A 21,146-nucleotide genomic window follows, 5' to 3' on the forward strand; every position below is an offset into this window, starting at 1 on the left:
CCCGCCTCTGCGATCGCAGGCGCTGCTGGCATGCTGTCCTCGGAATGTCTGAGGAGGGCGGGACTGCTCACGTCTTGCCTCCGCCGACCGCCGCCTTCACCGCGTCATCGAAGCCCAGCACCTTGCCGCTGGTCTTCGCGGCGTAGGCTTCGGCGTCCTTCTTCAGCAGGAACGGTGCGACGTCACCATTGCCGACCGCGAAGAAGGCCTGGTCGGCGAACAGCTTGATGCCGCGGGTGGTGTCGAAGACATAGGCGACGTTGATCTTCTTCCCCTTCGCCTTGTAGTCGGCATAGGCGCCGAGCGTGCAGGCCGCGGACGCAAACGGCATGATGCCAGTATCGTCGACCCAGACCTCGCCGGCCTTGCGCGGATCGGCGATCGGCTTCTTGCAGAAGCTGTCCTCGCCCGAGATTTCATAGTTCTCAGTGCTGCCGAGCTGCGCGTCGTAGTCCAGCTTCATCTCGGCATAAGCCTTGCGGATGTAGCTATCGTCGACCCATTTCTTCGGATCGAACTCCTTCATGCGGCCTAGATTCTGCAGCACCTTGACGTCGGTTGTCGCCGCATCGATCAGCGCCGGCTTGATCGTGGGATCGGTCGTCATGTTGCCGCCGGGGCCGAGGAAGATGTAGACGACTTCCTTGCTGATGCCGGTCCATTCCTGGATCTTCTCGGCGGCGAGCTTCGGATCTTCGTGCAGCCACTGGTTGGCGGCGATCAACGCCTTCATGTAGGCAACGACGACTTCCGGATATTTTTCCGCGAAGTCGGTGCGGACCACGATGCCGTGGAAGGTCGGCAGATTGGTCTCGACGCCGTCGAAGATTTTTCGCGCGAAGCCGCGGAACGGCAGCAGCTCGGCGAAGGGGACGAAGTCGGCATGGGCGTCGATCTTCTTCTCCTGGAGATTGGTCGAGCCGACCTCGGGGCTCTGGCTGACGAGCTGGAAGAAGTCGGACGCGTAGCCGCGGTCCTGCATCGCCTTCAGCACCATGCCGTGCGCGGCGGAGCCGAAGGGCACGCTGACGAGCTTGCCCTTGAGATCGGCGAGATCGTAGTAGGGCGAATCCTTGTGGACGACGATGCCGTTGCCGGAGCCGGAGAGGCTGTAGGCGGCAACGCCGATCAGGCGGCTCTTGCTTTCAGGATTGCTCTCGAAGGTGAAGCCGTTCACGATCAGCGGATAGTCGCCCATCATGCCGATCTGAAGCTTGTTCGCCATCATCGCATTGGTGACGGGCGGGCCAGACGTGAAATTCTGCCACTCCAGCTCAAACTTGATGTTGGCGTATTTGCCGTCCTTCGGCAGGTATTTTTCGAGGAGATGCAGCTGCCGGATGACGACGCCGGCGGTCACCGTGTTGGTTGTGGTGTCCTGCGTTCCGATGCCGAGCGTGACGGTTTCCGCCGAGGCCGGCTGCGCCAGGAATAGCGCCAGCGACGTCACCGACATCGCGATCGAGAGTGTGGGAAGATGGCGGACCATTCTCATCCTCATTCGGTTGGATGTGCTGTGGTTGCCATGATTGGGCGAGGGCGTTGGCAGGGCAAATCCGGATTTACCGCCGCAGTCGATTAGTTGCCGGGAAAAGCTGACTGCATACTCCTTGGGCAATCCTGCACTTTAGAGCCGCTTGCATGGGCATCCGCGTTAGTCGCCCGCCCTTTAGTCAGATGCCTGGCCGCGCATCTCCTCCAGGACGTCCGGCCGGCACACCACGACCTGCGAGCGCTTGGTCACGACGATTCCCTTCTCCTGCATGCGCTTCAGGCTGATCGTGACCCATTGCCGGGTGGCGCCCACCATGTGGGCGATGTCGGCATGGGTGAAGGCGGCGGCGATCACGGTGCCGTCGGCATCCGCGACGCCGTAGAGCTCGACGAGATGCAGGAGCAGATGCGCAAGTCGCTGTGTAATCGAGCGCGTTCCCAGCATCTGCGCCAGCGCCGAATAGCATTTGCCCTTGAAGGTCAGGCCTTCGATGAGACCGATGGCAAGGTTCGGGATCTCCGCGGCCAGCGTGCGCAGCTCCCTTCCGGGAAGGTGAACGACGCTGCAATTGCTGGACGCAACGCCGGACCATTGATGCACGGTGCCTTCGAACACTTCGGGCCCGCCGACGAAATTGCCGACATGCCAGTAGGCCAGCGTAATCTCGCGGCCGAGCGGGGACGTATAGAACACACGGATGCGGCCGCTCTCGATCAGCCAGATGCCGTCGTGCTTGCCGCCCTGGCTGAACAGCGTCTGGCCGCGGTTAAGGACCTTGCGGCGGCCCTGCTTGAGTACCAGCTCCCGCTCGCGCTGGCTGAGCTTGTCCATCAGCGGCGGCGGTCCGCCGATCCATTGCTGGTTCTCCGTGAGCAGCAGCGAGGAACTGCCGGCGGGCCGGACTGCCGGTGGAACAGTCCCGCGAACCACATTGGTCGCCTGCAACATCATCCGCCTCCGGAAGTTCAAATCGTTCTAAAGAGGAGCAATGTCCGTGCCAGATGGGAGTGGGGCGGGTGAGCACCCGGGGGCGCGTTTGTGGCAAGCCGCCGCCATTCACTCCGCCGTCATCGCCCGACTTGATCAGGCGATCCAGTATTCCAGAGAAAGCGGTGGGATACGGATGGGTCGCAGCGTATTGGATTCCCCGCTTTCGCGGGGAATGACAGCGGAATTTGTAGCTGCCGTTTCGCCGGCTTTGGGGTTGCTGGACTAGCGCCCCGCCAAACTCAGCAGATACGGCTTCGGATAGATCCCCCGGTTGTGCCCGTCCGAAAACGAGATGTTCAGCCCGTAGCCGAGGTCGCCGATCTCGGTAATCGCGATATCCGGAAAGCGCTCGGGGAAGCGGCCGTCGAAGCGGGCGCGGGTGCAGTGGGCGCATTTGCAGGAGAGACGGAGCTGCTCGGCGGACAGGCTCAGCTCGGCATCTTCCGTCGTGCGTACGACGAGCGAGGCGAGATCTGCGCTCGCTCGATAGTCGGTCACCGTCGGCGCCACCAATGCGGTCATGGTCATGACGAACCTCCGATTCCTCTCTACGGCGTCATGCAGCGACGGCGATAGCAACTAATTGCCGGGGCGCAGGTGATCGACTGCGCCGTGCTGCCTTCTCTTCAGTCATCGCCCGCGAAATGTGAAACTAATCGACCGGGATTTTCAGTTCGGCATTGCCGGAATTCCGTCTCTCCGAAACTTTGCGGCCTATCGCGAAGGAAGGAGAGACGAAGGATGAGCGCTTTTCAGAAGGAAACAGTTCTGTCGGTCAGGCACTGGACTGAATCCCTGTTCAGCTTCACCGCGACGCGCGATCCCGGCTTTCGCTTCCAGAACGGCCAGTTCGCGATGATCGGGCTCGAGGTCGACGGCCGGCCGTTGATGCGCGCCTACAGCATGGCGAGCGCCAACCACGAGGAGGCTCTCGAGTTCTTCTCGATCAAGGTGCAGGACGGCCCGCTCACCTCGCGTCTCCAGAAGATCAGGGAAGGCGACATCATCCTGGTCGGCCGCAAAGCGACCGGCACGCTGATCACCGGCAATCTCATTCCCGGCAAGCGTCTTTTGCTGCTCTCGACCGGCACGGGGCTCGCGCCGTTCGCGAGCCTGATCAAGGACCCCGACGTCTACGAAAACTACGAGACCATCGTGCTCGCCCATGGCTGCCGCCATATCTCCGAACTCGCCTATGGCGAGCATCTCGTCGACAACCTGCGCAATCACGAATTCTTCGGCCCGCTGATCCGCGACAAGCTCGCCTATTACCCGACGGTCACCCGCGAGCCGTTCCGCAACCGCGGCCGCATCACCGATTTGATCGCCTCCAACCAGCTCTTTGACGACGTCGGGCAATCCGGCCTCGACCGCGACACCGACCGGATCATGCTGTGCGGCAGCCCCGCGATGCTCGACGATCTCCACGCGATGTTTTCCGCGCGCGGTTTCGTCGAGGGCAATCACAGTCAGCCCGGCCATTTCGTGATCGAAAAGGCTTTCGTGGAGCGGTGAGGGGCAAATCGCTCTCCGGCGACAACTAATTGCTATCGCCGGAAAGCCAGCTGAACAAATCTGATGCAAAGGCGTCGGACGTTTCGGCGAACCAGGAGCAAGCGATGGCATTAGATCAGATCGTCGACGGACTTTCGGAGGTTTCCTGCGATGTGCTGGTCATCGGCGGCGGCACGGCCGGCCCGATGGCGGCGCTGAAGGCGAAGCTGAAGAACCCGAAGGCCAACGTCGTCCTGCTCGAAAAGGCCAACGTCAAGCGCTCCGGCGCGATCTCGATGGGCATGGACGGGCTGAACAACGCCGTCATCCCCGGCTACGCGACGCCGGAGCAGTACACCAAGGAAATCACCATCGCCAACGACGGCATCGTCGACCAGAAGGCGGTCTATAAATACGCGCAGAACTGCTTTGAGATCATCGAGGAGCTTGACAGTTTTGGCATCCGCTTCCTGAAGAACGAGAACGGCGACTATGCCGTCAAGAAGGTGCACCACATCGGCACCTACGTCCTGCCGATGCCGAATGGCGAGACCGTGAAGAAGGCGCTCTACCGCCAGCTCCGCCGCGCCCGCATCCTGATCTCGAACCGCTACATGGCGACGCGGCTGCTGAAATCGGCTGACGGCCGCATTGCCGGTGCGATCAGCGTCAACACCCGCACTGCCGAGATGCTCGTCATCAAGGCCAAAGCCGTGATTCTGTGCATGGGCGCGGCCGGCCGTTTGGGACTGCCGACCTCGGGCTACATGTTCGGCACCTATGAGAACGCCGCCAATTCCGGCGACGGCTATGCCATGGCCTATCACGCGGGCGCGGCGCTCGCGAACCTCGAATGCTTCCAGATCAATCCCCTGATCAAGGATTATAACGGTCCGGCCTGCGCCTATGTCGCCGGTCCCTTCGGCGCCTACACCGCCAACAACGAGGGCTCGCGCTTCATCGAATGCGACTACTGGTCCGGCCAGATGATGCTGGAGTTCTATAACGAGCTGCTGTCCGGCAAGGGCCCGGTGTTTCTCCAGCTCAAGCATCTCCACCCCGACACGATCTCTGAGATCGAATCCACGCTGCACAAGGTCGAGCGGCCGACGCGCGGCCTGTTCCAGCAGGGGCGCGGGGTCGACTACCGCAGCGAGTCGATCGAGATGCACATCTCCGAGATCGGCTTCTGCTCCGGCCACAGCGCCTCCGGCGTGTTCGTCGACGACAACGCGCGCACCACCGTGCCCGGCCTCTATGCCGCCGGCGACATGGCGAGCGTGCCGCACAACTACATGCTGGGCGCCTTCACCAACGGCTCGGTCGCCGGCATCGATGCGATGGAGTTCGCCGACAGCCACGGCTTTGCGGAGTTCGACGCAGCCGATGTCGCCAAGGAGCGCGATCGCGTGATGGCGCCGACCAAGCGCGAGGACGGCATTCCGCCGAACCAGGTCGAGTACAAGACCCGTCGCCTAGTCAACGACTATCTCCAGCCACCGAAGGTCACCCGCAAATACGAGCTCGGCATGCGCCGTCTCGCCGAGGTGCGCGAGGACATGCAGGAGCGCATGATCGCCCGCAACGCGCACGAATTGCTGCGCGCGCTCGAAGTGCAGTCGATCATGGACTGCGCCGACATGGCCGCGCATGCCTCGCTCTACCGCGAGGAGAGCCGCTGGGGCCTCTACCATTGGCGCACGGATTTCCCGGAGAAGGACAACGAGAACTGGTTCTGCCACACCCTGCTCAGCAAGCAGGACGGCAGGATGACCAGCGAGAAGCGCGCCGTGGAGCCATACGTCGTGCCGATCGCCGACGACGAAAAGGACCTCTACGACAAGCAGCGCATCCGCGCCAGAGCCTGATCCACCGCAACACCAGCCAACAGGAGATTGACGATGCCTCTCGCTTCCTATCAGACATCGGTGCCGGTGGTGGTCGACGACGCCAAATGCATCGCCGACAAAGGCTGCACGGTATGCGTCGATGTCTGTCCGCTCGACGTGCTCCGCATCAGCGACATGACCGGCAAGGCCTACATGGCCTATGACGAGTGCTGGTACTGCATGCCCTGCGAGGCGGATTGCCCGACCGGCGCCGTCACCGTCAACATTCCCTATCTGCTGAGGTGAGCATGTCGAGCCCGTTCGAATCCTATGACGACCTCGACGATGCCGACGAGCGCTTGCAGGCCGCCGATCCTGCCGAGCGCCGCGTCGCCATCATCGCGCTCGGCCATTCCGGTGATCCCGCCGCGGTCGGCCATCTCGCCAACATGGTGTCCGATCCCGATGCCGGCGTGCGCCAGCAGGTCGCGATGGCGCTCGGCGAGTTCGACGGGCCGGAAGCGGCGAGCGCGCTGGTCAAGCTGCTGGTAGACCCCGAAAGAATCGTCGCGGCGGCCGCGGCCGACAGCATGGCCGAGTTCAAGGATCCCGCCTGCGCCGAAATCATCCTGCCGCTGGTCAAGCACGCCCACGCCTTCGTCCGCATGGGCGCTTTGCGCGCGCTGAAGGAGCTGCGGCGCAAGGACACGCTGAAGCCGGCGTTGGAAGCGCTCCAGGATGCGGACGCCGCCGTGCGCGTACAGGCGATCGGCGTGATCGGCTTCCTCAAGCTGGAAGAATCGATCCCTGCGCTGACCGCGCTGATCAACGACCCCGACGCGCATGTGCGCCGCGCCGCGGTGAGCGCGCTGGCCTTCTCGCAGATGAAGCCGGCGGCGGAGACGATCACGCGCGCGCTGAAGGACGCGGACTGGATGGTCCGCGAGATGGCGGCCGAGACGCTGGGGCTCAACGTCAATGGTGCGCTCGCCGCCGACCAGCTCATTGGCTCGCTCGCTGACGAGTTCTGGCAGGTGCGGCTGAGGGCGATCCGCAGCCTCGGCAAGATGAAGATCGAGCGCGCGGTGCGCCCGATCGGCAACTGCATCAACCACGACCAGGCGAACTTGCGGAAAGAAGCGGCCGCCGCGCTCGGCGAGATCGCCCATCCCGACGGCGAGGCATTCCTGGCGGTCATTGCCGACGATCCCGATCCCGACGTGCGCAAGAACGCGCGCTGGGCGCTGCAGCAGATCGCAGCCCGAAAGGCGCGGGCAGGGTCGTAGCCACCGCTCTGGACTTCCAGAGCCAGACGTTTATTGGTCTTCGCCAACCGGATTGGTCCGCGTCGCCGAGCGAGCGCGGCCGGTCCAAGAAGCAGCGAGGGCGCGGCCATGACGACACTGACTGTTAAGGACCTTCTCCCCGAGGATGGAACACGGGGATCGCTGGCAGGGCGCGTCTGGCTGCCGCAGGCGAATGGTCCGGCCGTGGTCGCCGTGCGCGGCGACGGCGTGTTCGACGTCACCGCGAAATTTCCGACGATCAGCGCACTCTGCGAGGAAGACGATCCGGCCAAGGCTCTCGCTGCGACCAAGGGCGAGCGCATCGGCGATCTCGAGGCGATCGTGGCCAACACGCCGCCGGACCTGCGTGACCGGCAAAAGCCGTGGTTGCTCGCGCCCGTTGACCTCCAGGCGCTGAAGGCCGCCGGCGTCACTTTCGCCATCTCGATGCTGGAGCGCGTGATCGAGGAGCGCGCGAAGGGCAATCAGGCTTCGGCGGAAGCCATCCGCAAGGAGGTGACGCGGCTCATCGGTGACGATTTGTCAAAGCTCAAGCCGGGCTCGGACCAGGCGATGCGGCTGAAGCAGGTGCTGATCGAGCAGAACGCCTGGAGCCAGTATCTCGAGGTCGGCATCGGTCCGGATGCCGAGGTCTTCAGCAAGGCGCCGGTCCTCTCCTCGGTCGGCACTGGCATGGATGCTGGCCTGCATCCGAAATCGACCTGGAACAATCCGGAGCCTGAACTCGTGCTGTTCGTCTCGAGCCGCGGCAAGATCGTCGGCGGTGCGCTCGGCAACGACGTCAATTTGCGCGACTTCGAGGGCCGTTCGGCGCTGCTGCTGTCGAAAGCCAAGGACAACAATGCGTCCTGCTCCATCGGCCCGCTGCTGCGCCTGTTCGATGACAGCTTCACGCTCGACGACGCGCGCAAGCTCGACATCAGCCTGAACGTGAAAGGCCAGGACGGCTTTGTTCTCAACGGCCACTCCTCGATCAGCAAGATCAGCCGCGATCCGACCGACCTCGTCGCGCAGACCATCGGCAAGGTGCATCAATACCCGGATGGATTCGTGCTGTTCCTCGGTACGATGTTCGCGCCGGTCGAGGACCGTGATGCGCCCGGACAGGGCTTCACTCACAAGCGCGACGACATCGTCACGATCGCGGCGCCTCAGCTGGGCAAGCTCGTCAACCGCATGCGCGGCAGCGATGAGTGCGAACCCTGGACGTTCGGCATCGGCGCGCTGATGAAGAATCTCGCGCAGCGGAAGCTGATCTAGCGCCGGCTTCGTTTCTCTTCGCTTAGCTTGCGGCCGGGCCATCGCCTACGGCCTCATGGTTCGAGACGCGCCGCAAGCGGCGCTCCTCACCATGAGGGTCCAGGATTTCACCGCGAAACTCGACCTCATCCTGAGGAGCCCGCCAACAGCGGGCGTCTCGAGGGATCGGCCGCGCACATATTTTCCTTCATCCTCGCGTTGCACCAGTGGAACAAAATCGCGCTTGGCGTGTCATATGATGGCCCAATCCGCCTTCGCGTGCTTTCCGTGCAAATAGTAAAATAATATGACTATACGGAACCAAACTTCCATGAAATAGTGTCTCCCGCCGCCCCCAAGGGGCGGTCTGCGGGTGCCATGATACCAATGGGCGCCCGGGATAACACAAGACGACTCTTGGGAGACACGCCTGATGATCCTCAAAGCCCTTTTTGCGGCAACCGCCACGGGTGCGTTGCTGCTCGCGCTGCCGGCCAGCGCGGCCCAGCTCACCATCGGCTTCTCGCAGATCGGATCGGAATCCGGCTGGCGCGCGGCTGAGACCTCGGTCTCCAAGCAGGAAGCCGCCAAGCGCCAGGTCAATCTCAAGATCGCTGACGCCCAGCAGAAGCAGGAGAACCAGATCAAGGCGATCCGCTCGTTCATCGCGCAGAATGTCGATGCGATCTTTCTTGCGCCCGTCGTCTCGACCGGCTGGGACGCGGTGTTGAAGGAAGCCAAGGAGGCCAAAATCCCGGTCGTGCTGCTCGATCGCGACATCGATCCCTCCGGCAAGGAGCTCTATCTCACCGCGGTGACCTCCGACAGCGTGCATGAAGGCGAGGTCGCCGGCGACTGGCTCGCCAAGACCGTCGGCGACAAGGCCTGCAACATCGTCGAACTGCAGGGCACGGTCGGCGCCAGCGTCGCCACCAACCGCAAGAAGGGTTTTGACACCGCCATCGCCAAGCATCCGAACCTGAAGATGGTGCGCAGCCAGACCGGCGACTTCACCCGCGCCAAGGGCAAGGAGGTGATGGAGAGCTTCATCAAGGCCGAAGGCGGCGGCAAGTCGATCTGCGCGGTTTATGCCCACAACGACGACATGATGGTGGGCGCGATCCAGGCAATGAAGGAAGCCGGCCTCAAGCCCGGCAAGGACATCCTCACCGTCTCGATCGACGCGGTTCCCGACATCTTCAAGGCGATGGTCGCCGGCGAGGCCAACGCGACGGTGGAGCTGACGCCCAACATGGCGGGCCCCGCGCTCGACGCCGTCGCGGCCTTCAAGGGCAAGGGCGCGGTTCCGCCGAAGTGGATCCAGACGGACTCGAAACTCTACACCGCCGCCGACGATCCGCAGAAGATCTACGACAGCAAGAAGGGCCTCGGTTACTGAGGCGGGACGCGCCGCCGGACCGCCATTTGATTGGGTACGGTGGTGCAATCCCCTTCGAAACCGCTGAGCGAACGAATAGGCTGGGCGTCCGCGTCATCCGCGGGCGCCGGTGGGAGTGATGTCGCGATGGAAAACAGCCTCGATCCTGTTCCGTCCTTGCTGGAGGTGCGCGGGATCAGCAAGAGCTTTGGCGCGGTGCGCGCGTTGCAGGAGGTCGACTTCACGCTTCGCGCGGGCGAGATCCATGCACTGCTCGGCGAGAATGGCGCTGGCAAATCCACGCTGATCAAGGTGATCACCGGCGTGTTTCCGCGCGATGCCGGCATCGTCAGGCTCGGCGGCGCGGAGGTCGCGCCGCGCTCGGCCAAGGCGGCGCTTCAGGCCGGGATCGCCACCGTCTACCAGGAGGTCAACCTGCTGCCGAACCTTTCGGTGGCACAGAACCTGTTCCTCGATCGCCAGCCAATGCGCTTCGGCATCGTACGCGAGGCCGAGATGCGCCGCCGCGCGAAGACGCTGCTCGCTGGATTCGGCCTCGATATCGACGTCGCCGCGCCGCTCGGCAGCTATTCCGTCGCCGTGCAGCATGTCACCGCGATCGCCCGCGCCGTCGACCTGTCGGCGCGCGTGCTGATCCTCGACGAGCCGACCGCGAGCCTCGACCGCCACGAGGTCGAGATCCTCTTCAACATCATGCGCCAGCTTGCCGGCCGCGGCATCGGCATTGTCTTCGTCAGTCATTTCCTCGACCAGGTCTACGAGATCTCCGACCGCATCACCGTGCTGCGCAATGGCCGTCTGGTCGGCGAGCGTGAGACCGCGTCACTGCCGCGGCTCGAGCTGATTCGGATGATGCTCGGCCGCGAGCTGGCGGAGACCACCAGTGCCCGCGCGGCAACGCGCGAACATCAGGCGCGCGAGGTCTGCGCGAGCTTCGAGAATTACGGCAAGGCCGGCTATGTCGCACCGTTTGATCTCGAACTGCGCCATGGCGAGGTCGTCGGTCTTGCCGGACTGCTCGGCTCGGGCCGGACCGAGACGGCGCGGTTGGTATTTGGCGCCGAGCGTGCCGATCGCGGGCAGGCGAGAGTGGAAGGTGCCTCGGTGCGCCTCCACACGCCGCGCGACGGCGTGCGCCACGGCTTTGGCTATTGCCCGGAGGAACGCAAGACCGACGGCATTGTCGCCGATCTCACGGTGCGCGAGAACATCGTGCTGGCGCTCCAGGCCAAGCGCGGCCTGCACCGGCCATTGTCGCGCCGCGAGCAGGACGAGATCGCGCGCCGCTACGTCAAGATGCTCGACATCCGCCCGGCCGATCCCGAGCGCCCGGTCGGGCTGTTGTCCGGCGGCAATCAGCAGAAGGTGCTGCTGGCGCGCTGGCTCGCGACCTCGCCGCGGCTGTTGGTGCTGGACGAGCCGACCCGCGGCATCGATGTCGGCGCGCATGCCGAGATCATCCGCCTGATCCGCGATCTCTGCGACGATGGGCTCGCGCTGCTCGTGATCTCCTCCGAGCTCGACGAGATCGTGACCTATTCCGATCGCGTGGTGGTGCTGCGCGACCGCGCTCATGTCGACGAGCTTACCGGCGAGGCGATCGACGTCACCAACATTCTCGCGGCCATTGCCGCCGACGGCGCCGCCGCCGTAGCGCATGAGGGCCGGGCATGACTGCGCTCTTGCCGCGTCGGGGCCTTGCTCAGATACTTGCGCTGATCGTCATCCTGGCGGTCGACCGGGTGGTATCGCCGCAATTCTTCGATTTGCGCCTTCAGGATGGCCGGCTGTTCGGCAGTCTGATCGACGTGCTCAACCGCGGCACGCCGGTCGCGCTGCTCTCGCTCGGCATGGTGCTGGTGATCGCCACGCGCGGCATCGATCTGTCGGTCGGCGCGGTCATGGCGATCTCGGGCGCGATCGCGGCGAGCCTCGCCGACAGTCACGGCCTGGCCGTCGTGCTAGCGGCCGCGCTTGGCGCGGGCCTTCTCTGCGGCCTCTGGAACGGCTTTCTCGTCAGCGTGCTCGGCATGCAGCCGATCGTGGCGACGCTGATCCTGATGGTCGCCGGTCGCGGCATCGCGCAGCTCATTACCGAAGGGCGCATCGTGACCTTTACCTCGCCCGATCTGGTCTGGCTCGGCAACGGTGCAGTGCTCGGCCTGCCGGTGCCGGTCGCAATCGCGCTCGGCATGCTGATCCTCACCGGCGCGGTCGTGCGCGGCTCGGCCCTCGGATTGCTCATCGAGGCGACCGGCGGCAATGCGCGGGCGAGCGAGCTTGCCGGCGTCGGCACACGCGCGATGATCCTGGCGGTCTACGTCTGGTGCGGTGTCTGCGCCGCGCTCGCCGGCGTGATCGCGGCGGCCGACATCATGGGGGCGGATGCCAACAATGCGGGCCTCTGGCTCGAGCTCGACGCCATCCTCGCTGTGGTGATCGGCGGAACCTCGCTGTTCGGCGGCCGCTTCAGCCTCATCCTGGCCGTGCTCGGCGCGCTGATCATCCAGACCATGAACACCGGCATCCTGCTGTCCGGCTATCCGCCGGAGTTCAATTTGCTGGTCAAGGCAGTAGTGGTGCTCGCGGTGCTGCTGCTGCAATCGCCGAAACTGCCCGGCCTTGCCGGCATCGCGGCGCGGCTGCGGAGGGCGAAAGCATGAAAGGCCTGCCGCCCGTCCTCATCACGGCAATCGTGCTCGTCGCAGGCTTCGCCCTCTGCGCCGTGCAGTTTCCCAACATCGCCTCGACCCGCGTGGTCGGCAATCTCCTCACCGACAATGCCTTCCTCGGTATCGTCGCGACCGGCATGACCTTCGTTATCATCTCCGGCGGGATCGATCTCTCGGTCGGCTCGGTGATCGGCTTCACCACCGTTTTCGTTGCGCTCGCGATCGAACGTTGGGGCGTGCCGCCGCTCGTCGCCTTCGTTGCAGTCCTCGCGCTCTCTGCGGCGTTCGGTGCGGCGATGGGCGCGGTCATCCATGTCTTCGATCTGCCGCCCTTCATCGTGACGCTGGCCGGGATGTTCCTCGCACGCGGTGCGAGCTTCCTGCTCTCGACGGAATCGGTGCCGATCACCGCGCCGGTCTATTCCACCGTGTCGGACTTCGCCTTGCGATTACCTGGCGGTGGGCGGCTGACGGCGATCGCGATCATCATGCTTCTCATCGTGATCGGCGGGGCGCTGCTGTTGCATCTCACCCGGTTCGGCGCCAATGTCTACGCGCTTGGGGGCAGCCGAGCGACCGCGAGCCTGATGGGCGTTGCGGTGGGCAAGATGACGGTGAAGATCTACATGCTGTCGAGTTTTCTCGCGGGTATCGCCGGCATCGTCTTCTCCTTCTACACCAGCGCCGGCTACTCGCTCTCAGCAGTCGGGGTCGAGCTCGACACCATCGCGGCGGTCGTGATCGGCGGCACGCTGCTCACGGGCGGGCAGGGCTCGGTGATCGGTACCTTCCTCGGCGTCCTGATCCAGGGGCTGATCCAGACCTACATCAATTTCGACGGGACGCTGTCGAGCTGGTGGACCAAGATCGCGACCGGCGTGCTGCTGTTCGCGTTCATCGCCTTGCAGCAGGCTCTGGTCGCGGTCGCGCGCCGGCCTGTCGCCAGGAGTGCAGGAGCAGCCTCATGACCTCGCGCATCTTGGTGATCCCGACACGGCGGGCGCATTCCAACCACGCGGAAGTGGCGCGCTCGATCGGCGTCGACATCATCGCCGGCCGCTACGCGGAGGGGACGCGGCTGCCGGGTGATGCCGAGATGATTGCGATGTTCGGCGTGTCGCGGCCGGTGCTGCGGGAGAGCGTGAAGACGCTGGTTGCCAAGGGCCTGCTGACCACCAAGGCGCGGGTCGGCACCGTCGTGCGCGAGCGCGGCGCCTGGAACATGTTCGATGCCGACGTGCTGGCCTGGCACCTGGACGCCGGCATCGACAAGCGTTTCCTCAACGACCTCGCCGAGATCCGTCTCGCGGTCGAGCCGCGGGCGGCGATGCTTGCGGCCGCGCAGCGGTCGGAGCAGGACCTCGCTGATCTCAGGCGCAGCATGGAACGCATGCGGATTGAGGCCTCCGATTCCGTCGGCTTTGCCGACGCCGACCTCGCGCTTCATGTTGCGGTGGCGCGCGCATCGGGCAATCTGTTCATGCGCTCGATCGGCCATGTCATCGAGGCCGCCCTGCGGGCGTCGTTCCTGCTGAGCGCGCCGGTCGAGCCGGAAGACCGCGACACCGTGCTGCTCTGGCACCAGAAGATCGTCGATGCGATCGCGGCCGGCGATGCCGAAGGCGCGTCGGAGGCGATGGTCTACGTCATTCACAACGGCATGCGCCGCCACGAGGGTACGGTGATCGAGACCGCGCCGGCTGAGGCCTTGCCATCCGCGAAATCCGGAGAAGGATCGTGACCGAACTTCGTATCGCCATCGTCGGCTTCGGCAAGATTGCGCGCGATCAGCATGTCGGCGCGATCGCCGCGACACCGGGCGCGACGCTTGCCGCAGTTGCGAGCCGCAACGCCTCGCTGCCGGGATTGCCGCATTTTGCGACCATCGAGGAATTGCTGGAGAAGGGGCCGCCGATCGACGCGGTGTCGCTCTGCACCCCGCCACAGGTGCGGCGTGCACAGGCCGCCGCGGCGCTCGCCGCCGGCAAGCATGTCATGCTGGAGAAGCCGCCGGGCACCGGCGTCGCCGAACTCGATCCCCTGATTGAGATGGCGACTGCGGCGAAGCGAACGTTGTTTGCGACCTGGCATTCGCGCTACGCTCCTGCCGTTGAACCGGCGCGCGAATGGCTCGCGAAGCGCCGTATCGCCTCCGTGCACATCAGTTGGAAGGAAGACGTGCGCGTCTGGCATCCTGGGCAGGGCTGGATCTGGGAGCCGGGCGGGCTCGGTGTGTTCGATCCCGGCATCAACGCGCTGTCGATCCTGACCCGCATCCTGCCAAAGCCCGTGTTCGTCACGGCGGCGGACCTTGCCTTTCCCGCCAATTGCCAGGCGCCGATCGCCGTGAACCTGATGCTGACCGACATCAGCGGCCTGCCGGTCACCGCCGAATTCGACTTCCGCCAGACCGGCCCGCAGAGCTGGGATATCCTGGTGGAAACCGACCAGGGACAGATGACATTGTCCGGCGGCGGCAGGCGTATGGCCGTCGACGGCAAGGTCATTGCCGAGGCGCCCGATGAGGAATATCGCGGGCTCTACCGGCGCTTCGTCGAACTCGCCGCGACCGGCGCCAGCGACGTCGACCTGACGCCGCTTCGTCTCGTCGCCGATGCCTTCCTGCTTGGCAAGCGCTCCATCGTCGAACCGTTTGTGGACTGAACATGGCTGGCTCAAGAATCACAAAAGACGTTTTTGGAACGCTGCCGGATGGCCGCAACGTCGAGCGCATCGTGCTGCGCGGGGAGGGCGGGTTCGAGGCGCGCATCATTACGCACGGCGCGGTGTTGCAGGCGCTGATCGCGCCGGACGCGAAGGGCGGTTACGACGACGTCGTGCTCGGTCATGACGCGTTCGCCGGCTATCTCGCCGAACGGAAGTTTTTCGGCGCCACGGTCGGCCGTTACGCCAACCGCATCGCCAAGGGACAATTCGTGCTCGACGGCGAGACGGTGCAGCTTCCCGTCAATAACGATCCGAATGCGCTGCATGGCGGGCTGGACGGCTTCGACCGCAAGCTCTGGGAGATTGCCGAGATCGACGACGGTGCCGAGCCCGCGGTCACGCTCACCTATGTCAGCGCGAACGGTGAGGAACACTATCCCGGCCGGCTTGATGTGCGCCTGACCTATCGCGTCACCGGCCCGACCGAGCTGTCGCTGAGCATGGAGGCGCGAACGGACCGGCCCACCATCGTCAATCTGACCAACCACAGCTTCTTCAATCTGGAAGGCGCGACGTCAGGCACGCCCATTCTCGACCACCGACTGACAGTCGCGGCCGAGCATTTTCTCGCAATCGATCCGACCGCAATCCCGCTGCCCGAGCTGCCGCGCGCGGTGGCCGGCACGCCGTTCGACTTTCGCGACGCGCGGCCCGTGGGCGAACGCATCCGCGAGAATGATCAGCAATTGCGTAACGGCAAAGGCTACGATCACACCTATTGCCTGGCGCGTGACGGCGAGCTTCGTCTCGCGGCGCGACTGGACGCGCCGCGCTCGGGGCGGGTCATGGAGCTCTTGACCAATCAGCCCGGGCTTCAGGTCTATTCCGGCAACTATCTCGATGGCACGATTGCGGGGAAGGGCGGCCGGCTCTACCGCCAGTCGGACGCCATGTGTCTGGAGCCGCACATCTGGCCAGACGCGCCGAACCGGCCGGATTTCCCGAGCCCGCGCCTCGCGCCGGGCGAGGTCTACCGGCATCACACGGTCTATCGGTTTGCGGTGAGCTCGCCATGATGGAGCAGGTGCCGACGTCCATTCTGTCCCTGGAGCCCTGCCATCTCGGCGAAGGGCCGACCTATGATGTGACCACCGATACCGCCTGGTGGTTCGACATCCGCGAAGGGCGGCTGTTCGAGGCGCATTTGGGCAGCAGCAGCGTCCGCGTCCACGCGCTCGGCCGGATGGCGAGCGCGCTCGGGCGGATCGATGCCGAGCGCCAGTTGATCGTGGCAGAAGACGGGCTCTACATCCGCCAGCTCGCCGATGGCGCGATGACGCTGTTCCGTCCGCTCGAGGTGGACAACCCCGCCACGCGCTCCAACGATTCCCGCGTTCATCAATCCGGCACGTTCTGGATCGGCACCATGGGCCGCAAGGCGGAGCCGGGAGCTGGTGCAATCTACGCGCTCCATGGCGGCAAGATCTCGACGCTGTTTCCGGGGATCAGCATCCCCAATTCGATCTGCTTCTCGCCGGATGGCGCCACCGGCTACTTCGCCGACACCGCGCGCGCCGTGCTCTATGCCGTTCCGCTCAATCCAGCCACCGGATTGCCGCGCACCGAGCCTGAGGTGCTGTTGCGCCACACCGGTATCGGCGGCCTCGACGGCTCGGTGGTCGATGCCGACGGCCAGATCTGGAACGCCTGCTGGGGCGCTGGCCGTATCGACATCTATAGCCCGCAAGGAGAGCGCCTGCGTTCGCTACGCGTGCCGGCACGGCAGGCGAGCTGCCCCGCCTTTGTCGGTCCCGATCTGTCGCGCCTGCTCGTCACCTCCGCCTGGCAGGACATGGACGCAACTGCACGCGCCGCCGATCCGGAGGCCGGCCGCACCTTCCTGCTGGAAGCATCCGCGCGCGGTCGCGCGGAGCCCGACGTCAAGCTCGCATAGGAGACTAGAACCAGGACACACCGCGTTCTCGACCAAACGACAACAGTCTGACACCCAAGGGAGTGAAAACATGCAGAAACTGAAGACGACGTTCCTTGCGCTTGCGTTTGCAGGCGCCGCTGCGATGGCCGTGGGCGCCCCTGCGTCCGCCCAGGACAAGCCGACCGTCGGCATCGCCATGCCGACCAAATCCTCGGCGCGCTGGATCGACGATGGCAACAACATGGTCAAGGTGCTGAAGGAGCGCGGCTACAACACCGACCTGCAATATGCCGAGGACGACATTCCGAACCAGCTCTCGCAAGTCGAGAACATGGTGACGAAGGGCGCCAAGGCGCTGGTGATCGCCGCGATCGACGGCACCACGCTCTCCGATGTGCTGAAGCAGGCCAAGGCCAAGGGCATCACCGTCATCGCCTATGACCGCCTGATCCGCGGCACGCCGAATGTCGATTACTACGCGACCTTCGACAACTTCCAGGTCGGCGTGCTCCAGGCAGAGTCGATCGTGCAAGGCCTCGGCTTGAAGGAAGGCAAGGGCCCCTTCAACATCGAGCTGTTCGGCGGCTCGCCCGACGACAACAACGCCTACTTCTTCTACAATGGCGCGATGTCGGTGCTGAAACCCTACATCGACAGCGGCAAGCTCGTGGTCGTCTCCGGCCAGATGGGTATGGACAAGGTCGCGACCCTGCGCTGGGACGGCGCCACCGCGCAGGCCCGCATGGACAACCTGCTCAGCGCCTACTACGGCAACAAGAAGGTCAACGCCGTGTTGTCGCCCTATGACGGCCTCTCGATCGGTATCATCTCGTCGCTGAAGGGCGTCGGTTACGGCAGCGCCGATCAGCCGATGCCGATCATCAGTGGCCAGGATGCCGAGGTGCCTTCTATCAAGGCGATGCTGCGCGGCGATCAGTATTCGACCATCTTCAAGGACACCCGCGACCTCGCCAAGGTGACCGCCGACATGGTCGACGCGGCGCTCGCCGGCAAGCAGGTCGCCGTCAACGACACCAAGACTTACGAAAACGGCGTCAAGACGGTGCCGTCCTACCTGCTCAAGCCGGTCGTGGTCTACAAGGACAATTGGGAGAAGGTCCTGGTTGACAGCGGCTACTACAAGAAGTCGCAATTCCAGTGAGACGGCTACTCCCTCTCCCCGCTTGCGGGGAGAGGGTTAGGGTGAGGGGGAGTCTCCGCAAGGGAGGTGACAATGGGGCTCGCGGAGACTCCCCCTCACCCGACATCGGCGCTGCGCGCGCATTTCGACCTGTCCCCGCGAGCGGGGAGAGGTGAAGTAAGGGACACAAGACAATGACCGCAATGCTGGAGATGCGCAACGTCAGCAAGAGCTTCGCCGGTGTGCAGGCGTTGCGCGATGTCAACTTCTCGGTTCAGGCCGGGCAGATCCACGCGCTCGTCGGCGAGAACGGCGCGGGCAAGTCCACGCTGATGAAGGTGCTGAGCGGGGTCTATCCGCACGGCAGCTACGAGGGCACCATCGTCTTCGACGGCGAGGAGCGCCGCTTCCGTGACATCAACGATTCCGAGGCGCTCGGCATCATCATCATCCACCAGGAGCTGGCGCTGATCCCGCTGATGTCGATCGCGGAGAACATCTTTCTCTCGCATCCGCCGTCGAAGCTCGGTGTCATCGATCGCGACGAGGTGTACCGGCGGACGCGGGAGCTTCTGGCGCAGGTCGGCTTGCGAGAGTCGCCCGACACACTGATCACCGATCTCGGCGTCGGCAAGCAGCAGCTCGTCGAAATCGCGAAAGCGCTCTCCAAGCGGGTGCGCATGCTGATCCTGGACGAGCCGACGGCGAGCCTCAATGAGGCCGATAGTGCCGCGTTGCTTGATCGCCTCATGACGTTCCGCGAGCAGGGCATCGGATCGATCCTGATCTCGCACAAGCTGAACGAGGTCGCCCGCGTCGCAGATCACATCACGGTGCTGCGAGACGGCCGCACCGTCGACAGCATCGATTGCCGTGCCGAGCCGGTCGAGGAGGACCGTATCATCCGTAGCATGGTCAACCGCGATCTCGCTCACCGTTTCCCGGAGCGCAGCGCGACGATCGGTGAGCCAGTGCTCGAAATCGCGAACTGGTCAGTCTACCATCCGATCCATCCCGAGCGACAGGTCATCAAGAACGTCAATTTCAGCGTGAAGCGCGGCGAGGTCGTGGGCATTGCCGGGCTGATGGGCGCGGGACGCACCGAGTTCGCCATGAGCCTGTTCGGCCGCTCCTGGGGCGCCAATATCAGCGGCCATCTCCGGCTCGAGGGCAGGGAGATGGTGCTGCCGAGCGTCGCGGCCGCAATCGACGCAGGCCTTGCCTATGTCACCGAGGACCGCAAACAGCTCGGGCTGATCCTGGCGGACGACGTCCGCAAGAACATCACGCTCGCAAGCCTCGACCAGGTCGCCCCGAGCCGCGTGATCGACGACATCGCCGAGCTCAGAATCGCGAGCGATTACCGCAACCGGATGCGCATCCGCTGCTCCGACGTCTACCAGGAGACCGGTCAGCTTTCCGGCGGCAACCAGCAGAAGGTCGTGCTGTCGAAATGGCTGATGACCGATCCCAAGGTGCTGATCCTGGACGAGCCGACACGGGGCATCGACGTCGGTGCGAAATACGAGATTTACTGTATCATCAACGAGCTTGCGGAAGCCGGCCGCGGCGTCGTGGTGATCTCCTCGGAAATGCCCGAGCTGCTCGGCATCTGCGACCGCATCTGCGTGATGAACGACGGCGCCTTCGTCGGGGAGTTTCCGGGAGGCGAGGCAACGCAGGAGAAGATCATGCGCGCCATCATGCGCAACGACAGAAACTATGGGAGCGGCGTGCCTGAGGCCGCGGAGATGGGAGGATCGCAGCCATGACCGACAAGACGGTTTCGCTGCCCGAGGAGCGCCGGCACGGCAGCTTCATCAAGAACAACTTACGCAACTACGGCATGCTGATGTCGCTGGTCGCGATCATGCTGTTCTTCCAGGTCGTCACCGGCGGGACGCTGCTCCAGCCGCTCAACCTGACCAACCTGGTGCTCCAGAACAGCTACATCGTCATCATGGCGCTGGGTATGCTGCTGGTGATCGTGACCGGCCATATCGACCTTTCGGTCGGCTCGGTCGCGGGCTTCATCGGCGCGGTGGCCGCAGTGCTCATGGTGACGTACAAGGTCGACTACACGCTCGCCTTCATCGCCTGCCTGCTGGTCGGTGCCGCGATCGGCGCGGCGCAGGGTTATTGGGTGGCTTATTTCAAGATTCCGTCCTTCATCGTGACGCTGGCCGGCATGCTCGTATTCAAGGGGCTTGCGCTCGCGGTGCTGCAGGGCCAGTCGCTCGGGCCGTTCCCGCCGACCTTCCAGAAACTGTCCTCAGGCTTCATTCCGGAGCTTCTGCCGGAGGCCGGCACGCTGCATCCGACCTCGATGCTGATCGGCGCGGTGCTGGCGCTCGCGCTGGTCTATGCCAGCGCCAAGAGCCGCTCGCGCGAGCAGTCGCACGGCATCGAGGTCGAACCTTACGCGTTTTTCTTAGGGAAGAGCGTCGTACTGGCCTGCGCCGTGCTCTATTTCACTTATCTGATCGCCTCGCATCGCGGCCTGCCAAACGTGCTGGTGATCATGAGCGCCCTGATTGCGCTGTACGGCTTCGTCACCCGTCGCACCGTGATCGGACGGCAGATCTACGCCGTCGGCGGCAATGCCAAGGCGGCAAAGCTCTCGGGCATCAAGACCGAACGGCTGACCTTCTTCACCTTCGTCAACATGGGCGTGCTCGCAGCTCTCGCCGGTCTCGTCTTCGCTGCGCGTCTCAACACCGCAACTCCGAAAGCGGGCCTCGGCTTCGAGCTCGACGTCATCGCGGCCTGCTTCATCGGCGGTGCGTCGGCTTACGGTGGCGTCGGGCGCGTCGGCGGCGCGGTGGTCGGCGCCATGATCATGGGCGTGATGAACAACGGCATGTCGATCCTCGGCATCGGTATCGACTACCAGCAGGTCATCAAGGGCCTGGTGCTGCTGGGGGCGGTGTGCATCGACGTGTATAATCAGCGGCGATGAGGCCGGGGACCTCGTAGA

19 protein-coding genes are annotated in these 21,146 nt (G+C 64.5%); 16 read left to right on the forward strand and 3 right to left on the reverse strand.

The annotated features are described in order from the left end of the window. Positions 1-67: 67 nt before the first annotated feature. From AYJ54_RS14235 to AYJ54_RS14245, 3 genes are all read right to left on the reverse strand, one after another. Entirely contained in the window at positions 68-1,489 is a 1,422-nt protein-coding gene (locus AYJ54_RS14235) for an ABC transporter substrate-binding protein (protein ID WP_063699523.1), read from the reverse strand. 180 nt (positions 1,490-1,669) lie between these two features. Beyond that, positions 1,670-2,446 carry a Crp/Fnr family transcriptional regulator gene (locus AYJ54_RS14240; RefSeq protein ID WP_063699524.1) on the reverse strand — a complete coding sequence of 259 codons (777 nt, stop codon included), beginning with the start codon at positions 2,444-2,446 and terminating at the stop codon, positions 1,670-1,672. Positions 2,447-2,707: 261 nt separating this feature from the next. Then, positions 2,708-3,013, reverse strand: coding sequence for a gamma-butyrobetaine hydroxylase-like domain-containing protein (locus AYJ54_RS14245; RefSeq protein ID WP_063699525.1), 306 nt, complete (start codon positions 3,011-3,013; stop codon positions 2,708-2,710). Between the two features lie 213 nt (positions 3,014-3,226). On the opposite strand from AYJ54_RS14245, the gene AYJ54_RS14250 reads away from it, so the two are divergent. From AYJ54_RS14250 to mmsB, 16 genes are all read left to right on the forward strand, one after another. After that, positions 3,227-4,000, forward strand: a complete 774-nt coding sequence (locus tag AYJ54_RS14250) for a ferredoxin--NADP reductase (RefSeq protein ID WP_063699526.1) — start codon at positions 3,227-3,229, stop codon at positions 3,998-4,000. A gap of 104 nt (positions 4,001-4,104) precedes the next feature. After that, the gene (locus AYJ54_RS14255) at positions 4,105-5,847 is read left to right on the forward strand and encodes a fumarate reductase/succinate dehydrogenase flavoprotein subunit (RefSeq protein ID WP_063699725.1); all 1,743 of its coding nucleotides are present in this window, start codon (positions 4,105-4,107) and stop codon (positions 5,845-5,847) included. A 33-nt stretch (positions 5,848-5,880) separates the two neighbouring features. Continuing rightward, the gene (locus AYJ54_RS14260) at positions 5,881-6,114 is read left to right on the forward strand and encodes a 4Fe-4S dicluster domain-containing protein (RefSeq protein WP_008141081.1); all 234 of its coding nucleotides are present in this window, start codon (positions 5,881-5,883) and stop codon (positions 6,112-6,114) included. Between the two features lie 2 nt (positions 6,115-6,116). Then, a complete protein-coding gene (locus tag AYJ54_RS14265) occupies positions 6,117-7,094 on the forward strand; it encodes a HEAT repeat domain-containing protein (protein WP_063699527.1) in 978 nt (325 codons plus the stop codon). 108 nt (positions 7,095-7,202) lie between these two features. Continuing rightward, the gene (locus tag AYJ54_RS14270) at positions 7,203-8,375 is read left to right on the forward strand and encodes a fumarylacetoacetate hydrolase family protein (RefSeq protein WP_063699528.1); all 1,173 of its coding nucleotides are present in this window, start codon (positions 7,203-7,205) and stop codon (positions 8,373-8,375) included. 412 nt (positions 8,376-8,787) lie between these two features. Continuing rightward, positions 8,788-9,753, forward strand: a complete 966-nt coding sequence (ytfQ, locus tag AYJ54_RS14275; protein ID WP_063699529.1) for a galactofuranose ABC transporter, galactofuranose-binding protein YtfQ — start codon at positions 8,788-8,790, stop codon at positions 9,751-9,753. A gap of 126 nt (positions 9,754-9,879) precedes the next feature. Next, on the forward strand, positions 9,880-11,427 hold the full coding sequence (locus AYJ54_RS14280) for a sugar ABC transporter ATP-binding protein (RefSeq protein WP_063699530.1): 1,548 nt from the start codon (positions 9,880-9,882) through the stop codon (positions 11,425-11,427). Beyond that, a complete protein-coding gene (locus tag AYJ54_RS14285) occupies positions 11,424-12,416 on the forward strand; it encodes an ABC transporter permease (protein ID WP_063699531.1) in 993 nt (330 codons plus the stop codon). Before AYJ54_RS14280 ends, AYJ54_RS14285 begins: the two co-directional genes overlap by 4 nt. Then, complete coding sequence (gene yjfF / locus AYJ54_RS14290; protein ID WP_063699532.1) at positions 12,413-13,393, forward strand: galactofuranose ABC transporter, permease protein YjfF; 981 nt, start codon at positions 12,413-12,415, stop codon at positions 13,391-13,393. Before AYJ54_RS14285 ends, yjfF begins: the two co-directional genes overlap by 4 nt. After that, positions 13,390-14,166, forward strand: a complete 777-nt coding sequence (locus AYJ54_RS14295) for a FadR/GntR family transcriptional regulator (protein WP_063699533.1) — start codon at positions 13,390-13,392, stop codon at positions 14,164-14,166. The genes yjfF and AYJ54_RS14295 overlap by 4 nt, the downstream gene beginning before the upstream one ends. Beyond that, positions 14,163-15,089, forward strand: coding sequence for a Gfo/Idh/MocA family protein (locus AYJ54_RS14300; RefSeq protein WP_063699534.1), 927 nt, complete (start codon positions 14,163-14,165; stop codon positions 15,087-15,089). The genes AYJ54_RS14295 and AYJ54_RS14300 overlap by 4 nt, the downstream gene beginning before the upstream one ends. A gap of 2 nt (positions 15,090-15,091) precedes the next feature. Next, positions 15,092-16,168 carry an aldose epimerase family protein gene (locus tag AYJ54_RS14305; RefSeq protein WP_063699535.1) on the forward strand — a complete coding sequence of 359 codons (1,077 nt, stop codon included), beginning with the start codon at positions 15,092-15,094 and terminating at the stop codon, positions 16,166-16,168. Then, on the forward strand, positions 16,168-17,046 hold the full coding sequence (locus AYJ54_RS14310) for an SMP-30/gluconolactonase/LRE family protein (protein ID WP_063699536.1): 879 nt from the start codon (positions 16,168-16,170) through the stop codon (positions 17,044-17,046). The genes AYJ54_RS14305 and AYJ54_RS14310 overlap by 1 nt, the downstream gene beginning before the upstream one ends. 70 nt (positions 17,047-17,116) lie before the next feature. Further along, positions 17,117-18,190, forward strand: coding sequence for a multiple monosaccharide ABC transporter substrate-binding protein (chvE, locus tag AYJ54_RS14315; RefSeq protein WP_063699537.1), 1,074 nt, complete (start codon positions 17,117-17,119; stop codon positions 18,188-18,190). 173 nt (positions 18,191-18,363) lie between these two features. Continuing rightward, entirely contained in the window at positions 18,364-19,941 is a 1,578-nt protein-coding gene (gene mmsA / locus AYJ54_RS14320; protein WP_063699538.1) for a multiple monosaccharide ABC transporter ATP-binding protein, read from the forward strand. Further along, the gene (mmsB, locus tag AYJ54_RS14325; protein WP_063699539.1) at positions 19,938-21,128 is read left to right on the forward strand and encodes a multiple monosaccharide ABC transporter permease; all 1,191 of its coding nucleotides are present in this window, start codon (positions 19,938-19,940) and stop codon (positions 21,126-21,128) included. Before mmsA ends, mmsB begins: the two co-directional genes overlap by 4 nt. Positions 21,129-21,146 lie beyond the last annotated feature (18 nt).

The sequence above is a fragment of the Bradyrhizobium centrolobii genome (assembly GCF_001641635.1).
In the GTDB taxonomy this organism is placed as follows: domain Bacteria; phylum Pseudomonadota; class Alphaproteobacteria; order Rhizobiales; family Xanthobacteraceae; genus Bradyrhizobium; species Bradyrhizobium centrolobii.

What these genes read in the sequence shown, in the direction of transcription:
- AYJ54_RS14235 (WP_063699523.1), bottom strand. Translation starts at nt 1,489, where the DNA reads ATGGTCCGCCATCTTCCCACACTCTCGATCGCGATGTCGGTGACGTCG.
- AYJ54_RS14240 (WP_063699524.1), bottom strand. Translation starts at nt 2,446, where the DNA reads ATGATGTTGCAGGCGACCAATGTGGTTCGCGGGACTGTTCCACCGGCA.
- AYJ54_RS14245 (WP_063699525.1), bottom strand. Translation starts at nt 3,013, where the DNA reads ATGACCATGACCGCATTGGTGGCGCCGACGGTGACCGACTATCGAGCG.
- AYJ54_RS14250 (WP_063699526.1), top strand. Translation starts at nt 3,227, where the DNA reads ATGAGCGCTTTTCAGAAGGAAACAGTTCTGTCGGTCAGGCACTGGACT.
- AYJ54_RS14255 (WP_063699725.1), top strand. Translation starts at nt 4,105, where the DNA reads ATGGCATTAGATCAGATCGTCGACGGACTTTCGGAGGTTTCCTGCGAT.
- AYJ54_RS14260 (WP_008141081.1), top strand. Translation starts at nt 5,881, where the DNA reads ATGCCTCTCGCTTCCTATCAGACATCGGTGCCGGTGGTGGTCGACGAC.
- AYJ54_RS14265 (WP_063699527.1), top strand. Translation starts at nt 6,117, where the DNA reads ATGTCGAGCCCGTTCGAATCCTATGACGACCTCGACGATGCCGACGAG.
- AYJ54_RS14270 (WP_063699528.1), top strand. Translation starts at nt 7,203, where the DNA reads ATGACGACACTGACTGTTAAGGACCTTCTCCCCGAGGATGGAACACGG.
- ytfQ (WP_063699529.1), top strand. Translation starts at nt 8,788, where the DNA reads ATGATCCTCAAAGCCCTTTTTGCGGCAACCGCCACGGGTGCGTTGCTG.
- AYJ54_RS14280 (WP_063699530.1), top strand. Translation starts at nt 9,880, where the DNA reads ATGGAAAACAGCCTCGATCCTGTTCCGTCCTTGCTGGAGGTGCGCGGG.
- AYJ54_RS14285 (WP_063699531.1), top strand. Translation starts at nt 11,424, where the DNA reads ATGACTGCGCTCTTGCCGCGTCGGGGCCTTGCTCAGATACTTGCGCTG.
- yjfF (WP_063699532.1), top strand. Translation starts at nt 12,413, where the DNA reads ATGAAAGGCCTGCCGCCCGTCCTCATCACGGCAATCGTGCTCGTCGCA.
- AYJ54_RS14295 (WP_063699533.1), top strand. Translation starts at nt 13,390, where the DNA reads ATGACCTCGCGCATCTTGGTGATCCCGACACGGCGGGCGCATTCCAAC.
- AYJ54_RS14305 (WP_063699535.1), top strand. Translation starts at nt 15,092, where the DNA reads ATGGCTGGCTCAAGAATCACAAAAGACGTTTTTGGAACGCTGCCGGAT.
- AYJ54_RS14310 (WP_063699536.1), top strand. Translation starts at nt 16,168, where the DNA reads ATGGAGCAGGTGCCGACGTCCATTCTGTCCCTGGAGCCCTGCCATCTC.
- chvE (WP_063699537.1), top strand. Translation starts at nt 17,117, where the DNA reads ATGCAGAAACTGAAGACGACGTTCCTTGCGCTTGCGTTTGCAGGCGCC.
- mmsA (WP_063699538.1), top strand. Translation starts at nt 18,364, where the DNA reads ATGACCGCAATGCTGGAGATGCGCAACGTCAGCAAGAGCTTCGCCGGT.
- mmsB (WP_063699539.1), top strand. Translation starts at nt 19,938, where the DNA reads ATGACCGACAAGACGGTTTCGCTGCCCGAGGAGCGCCGGCACGGCAGC.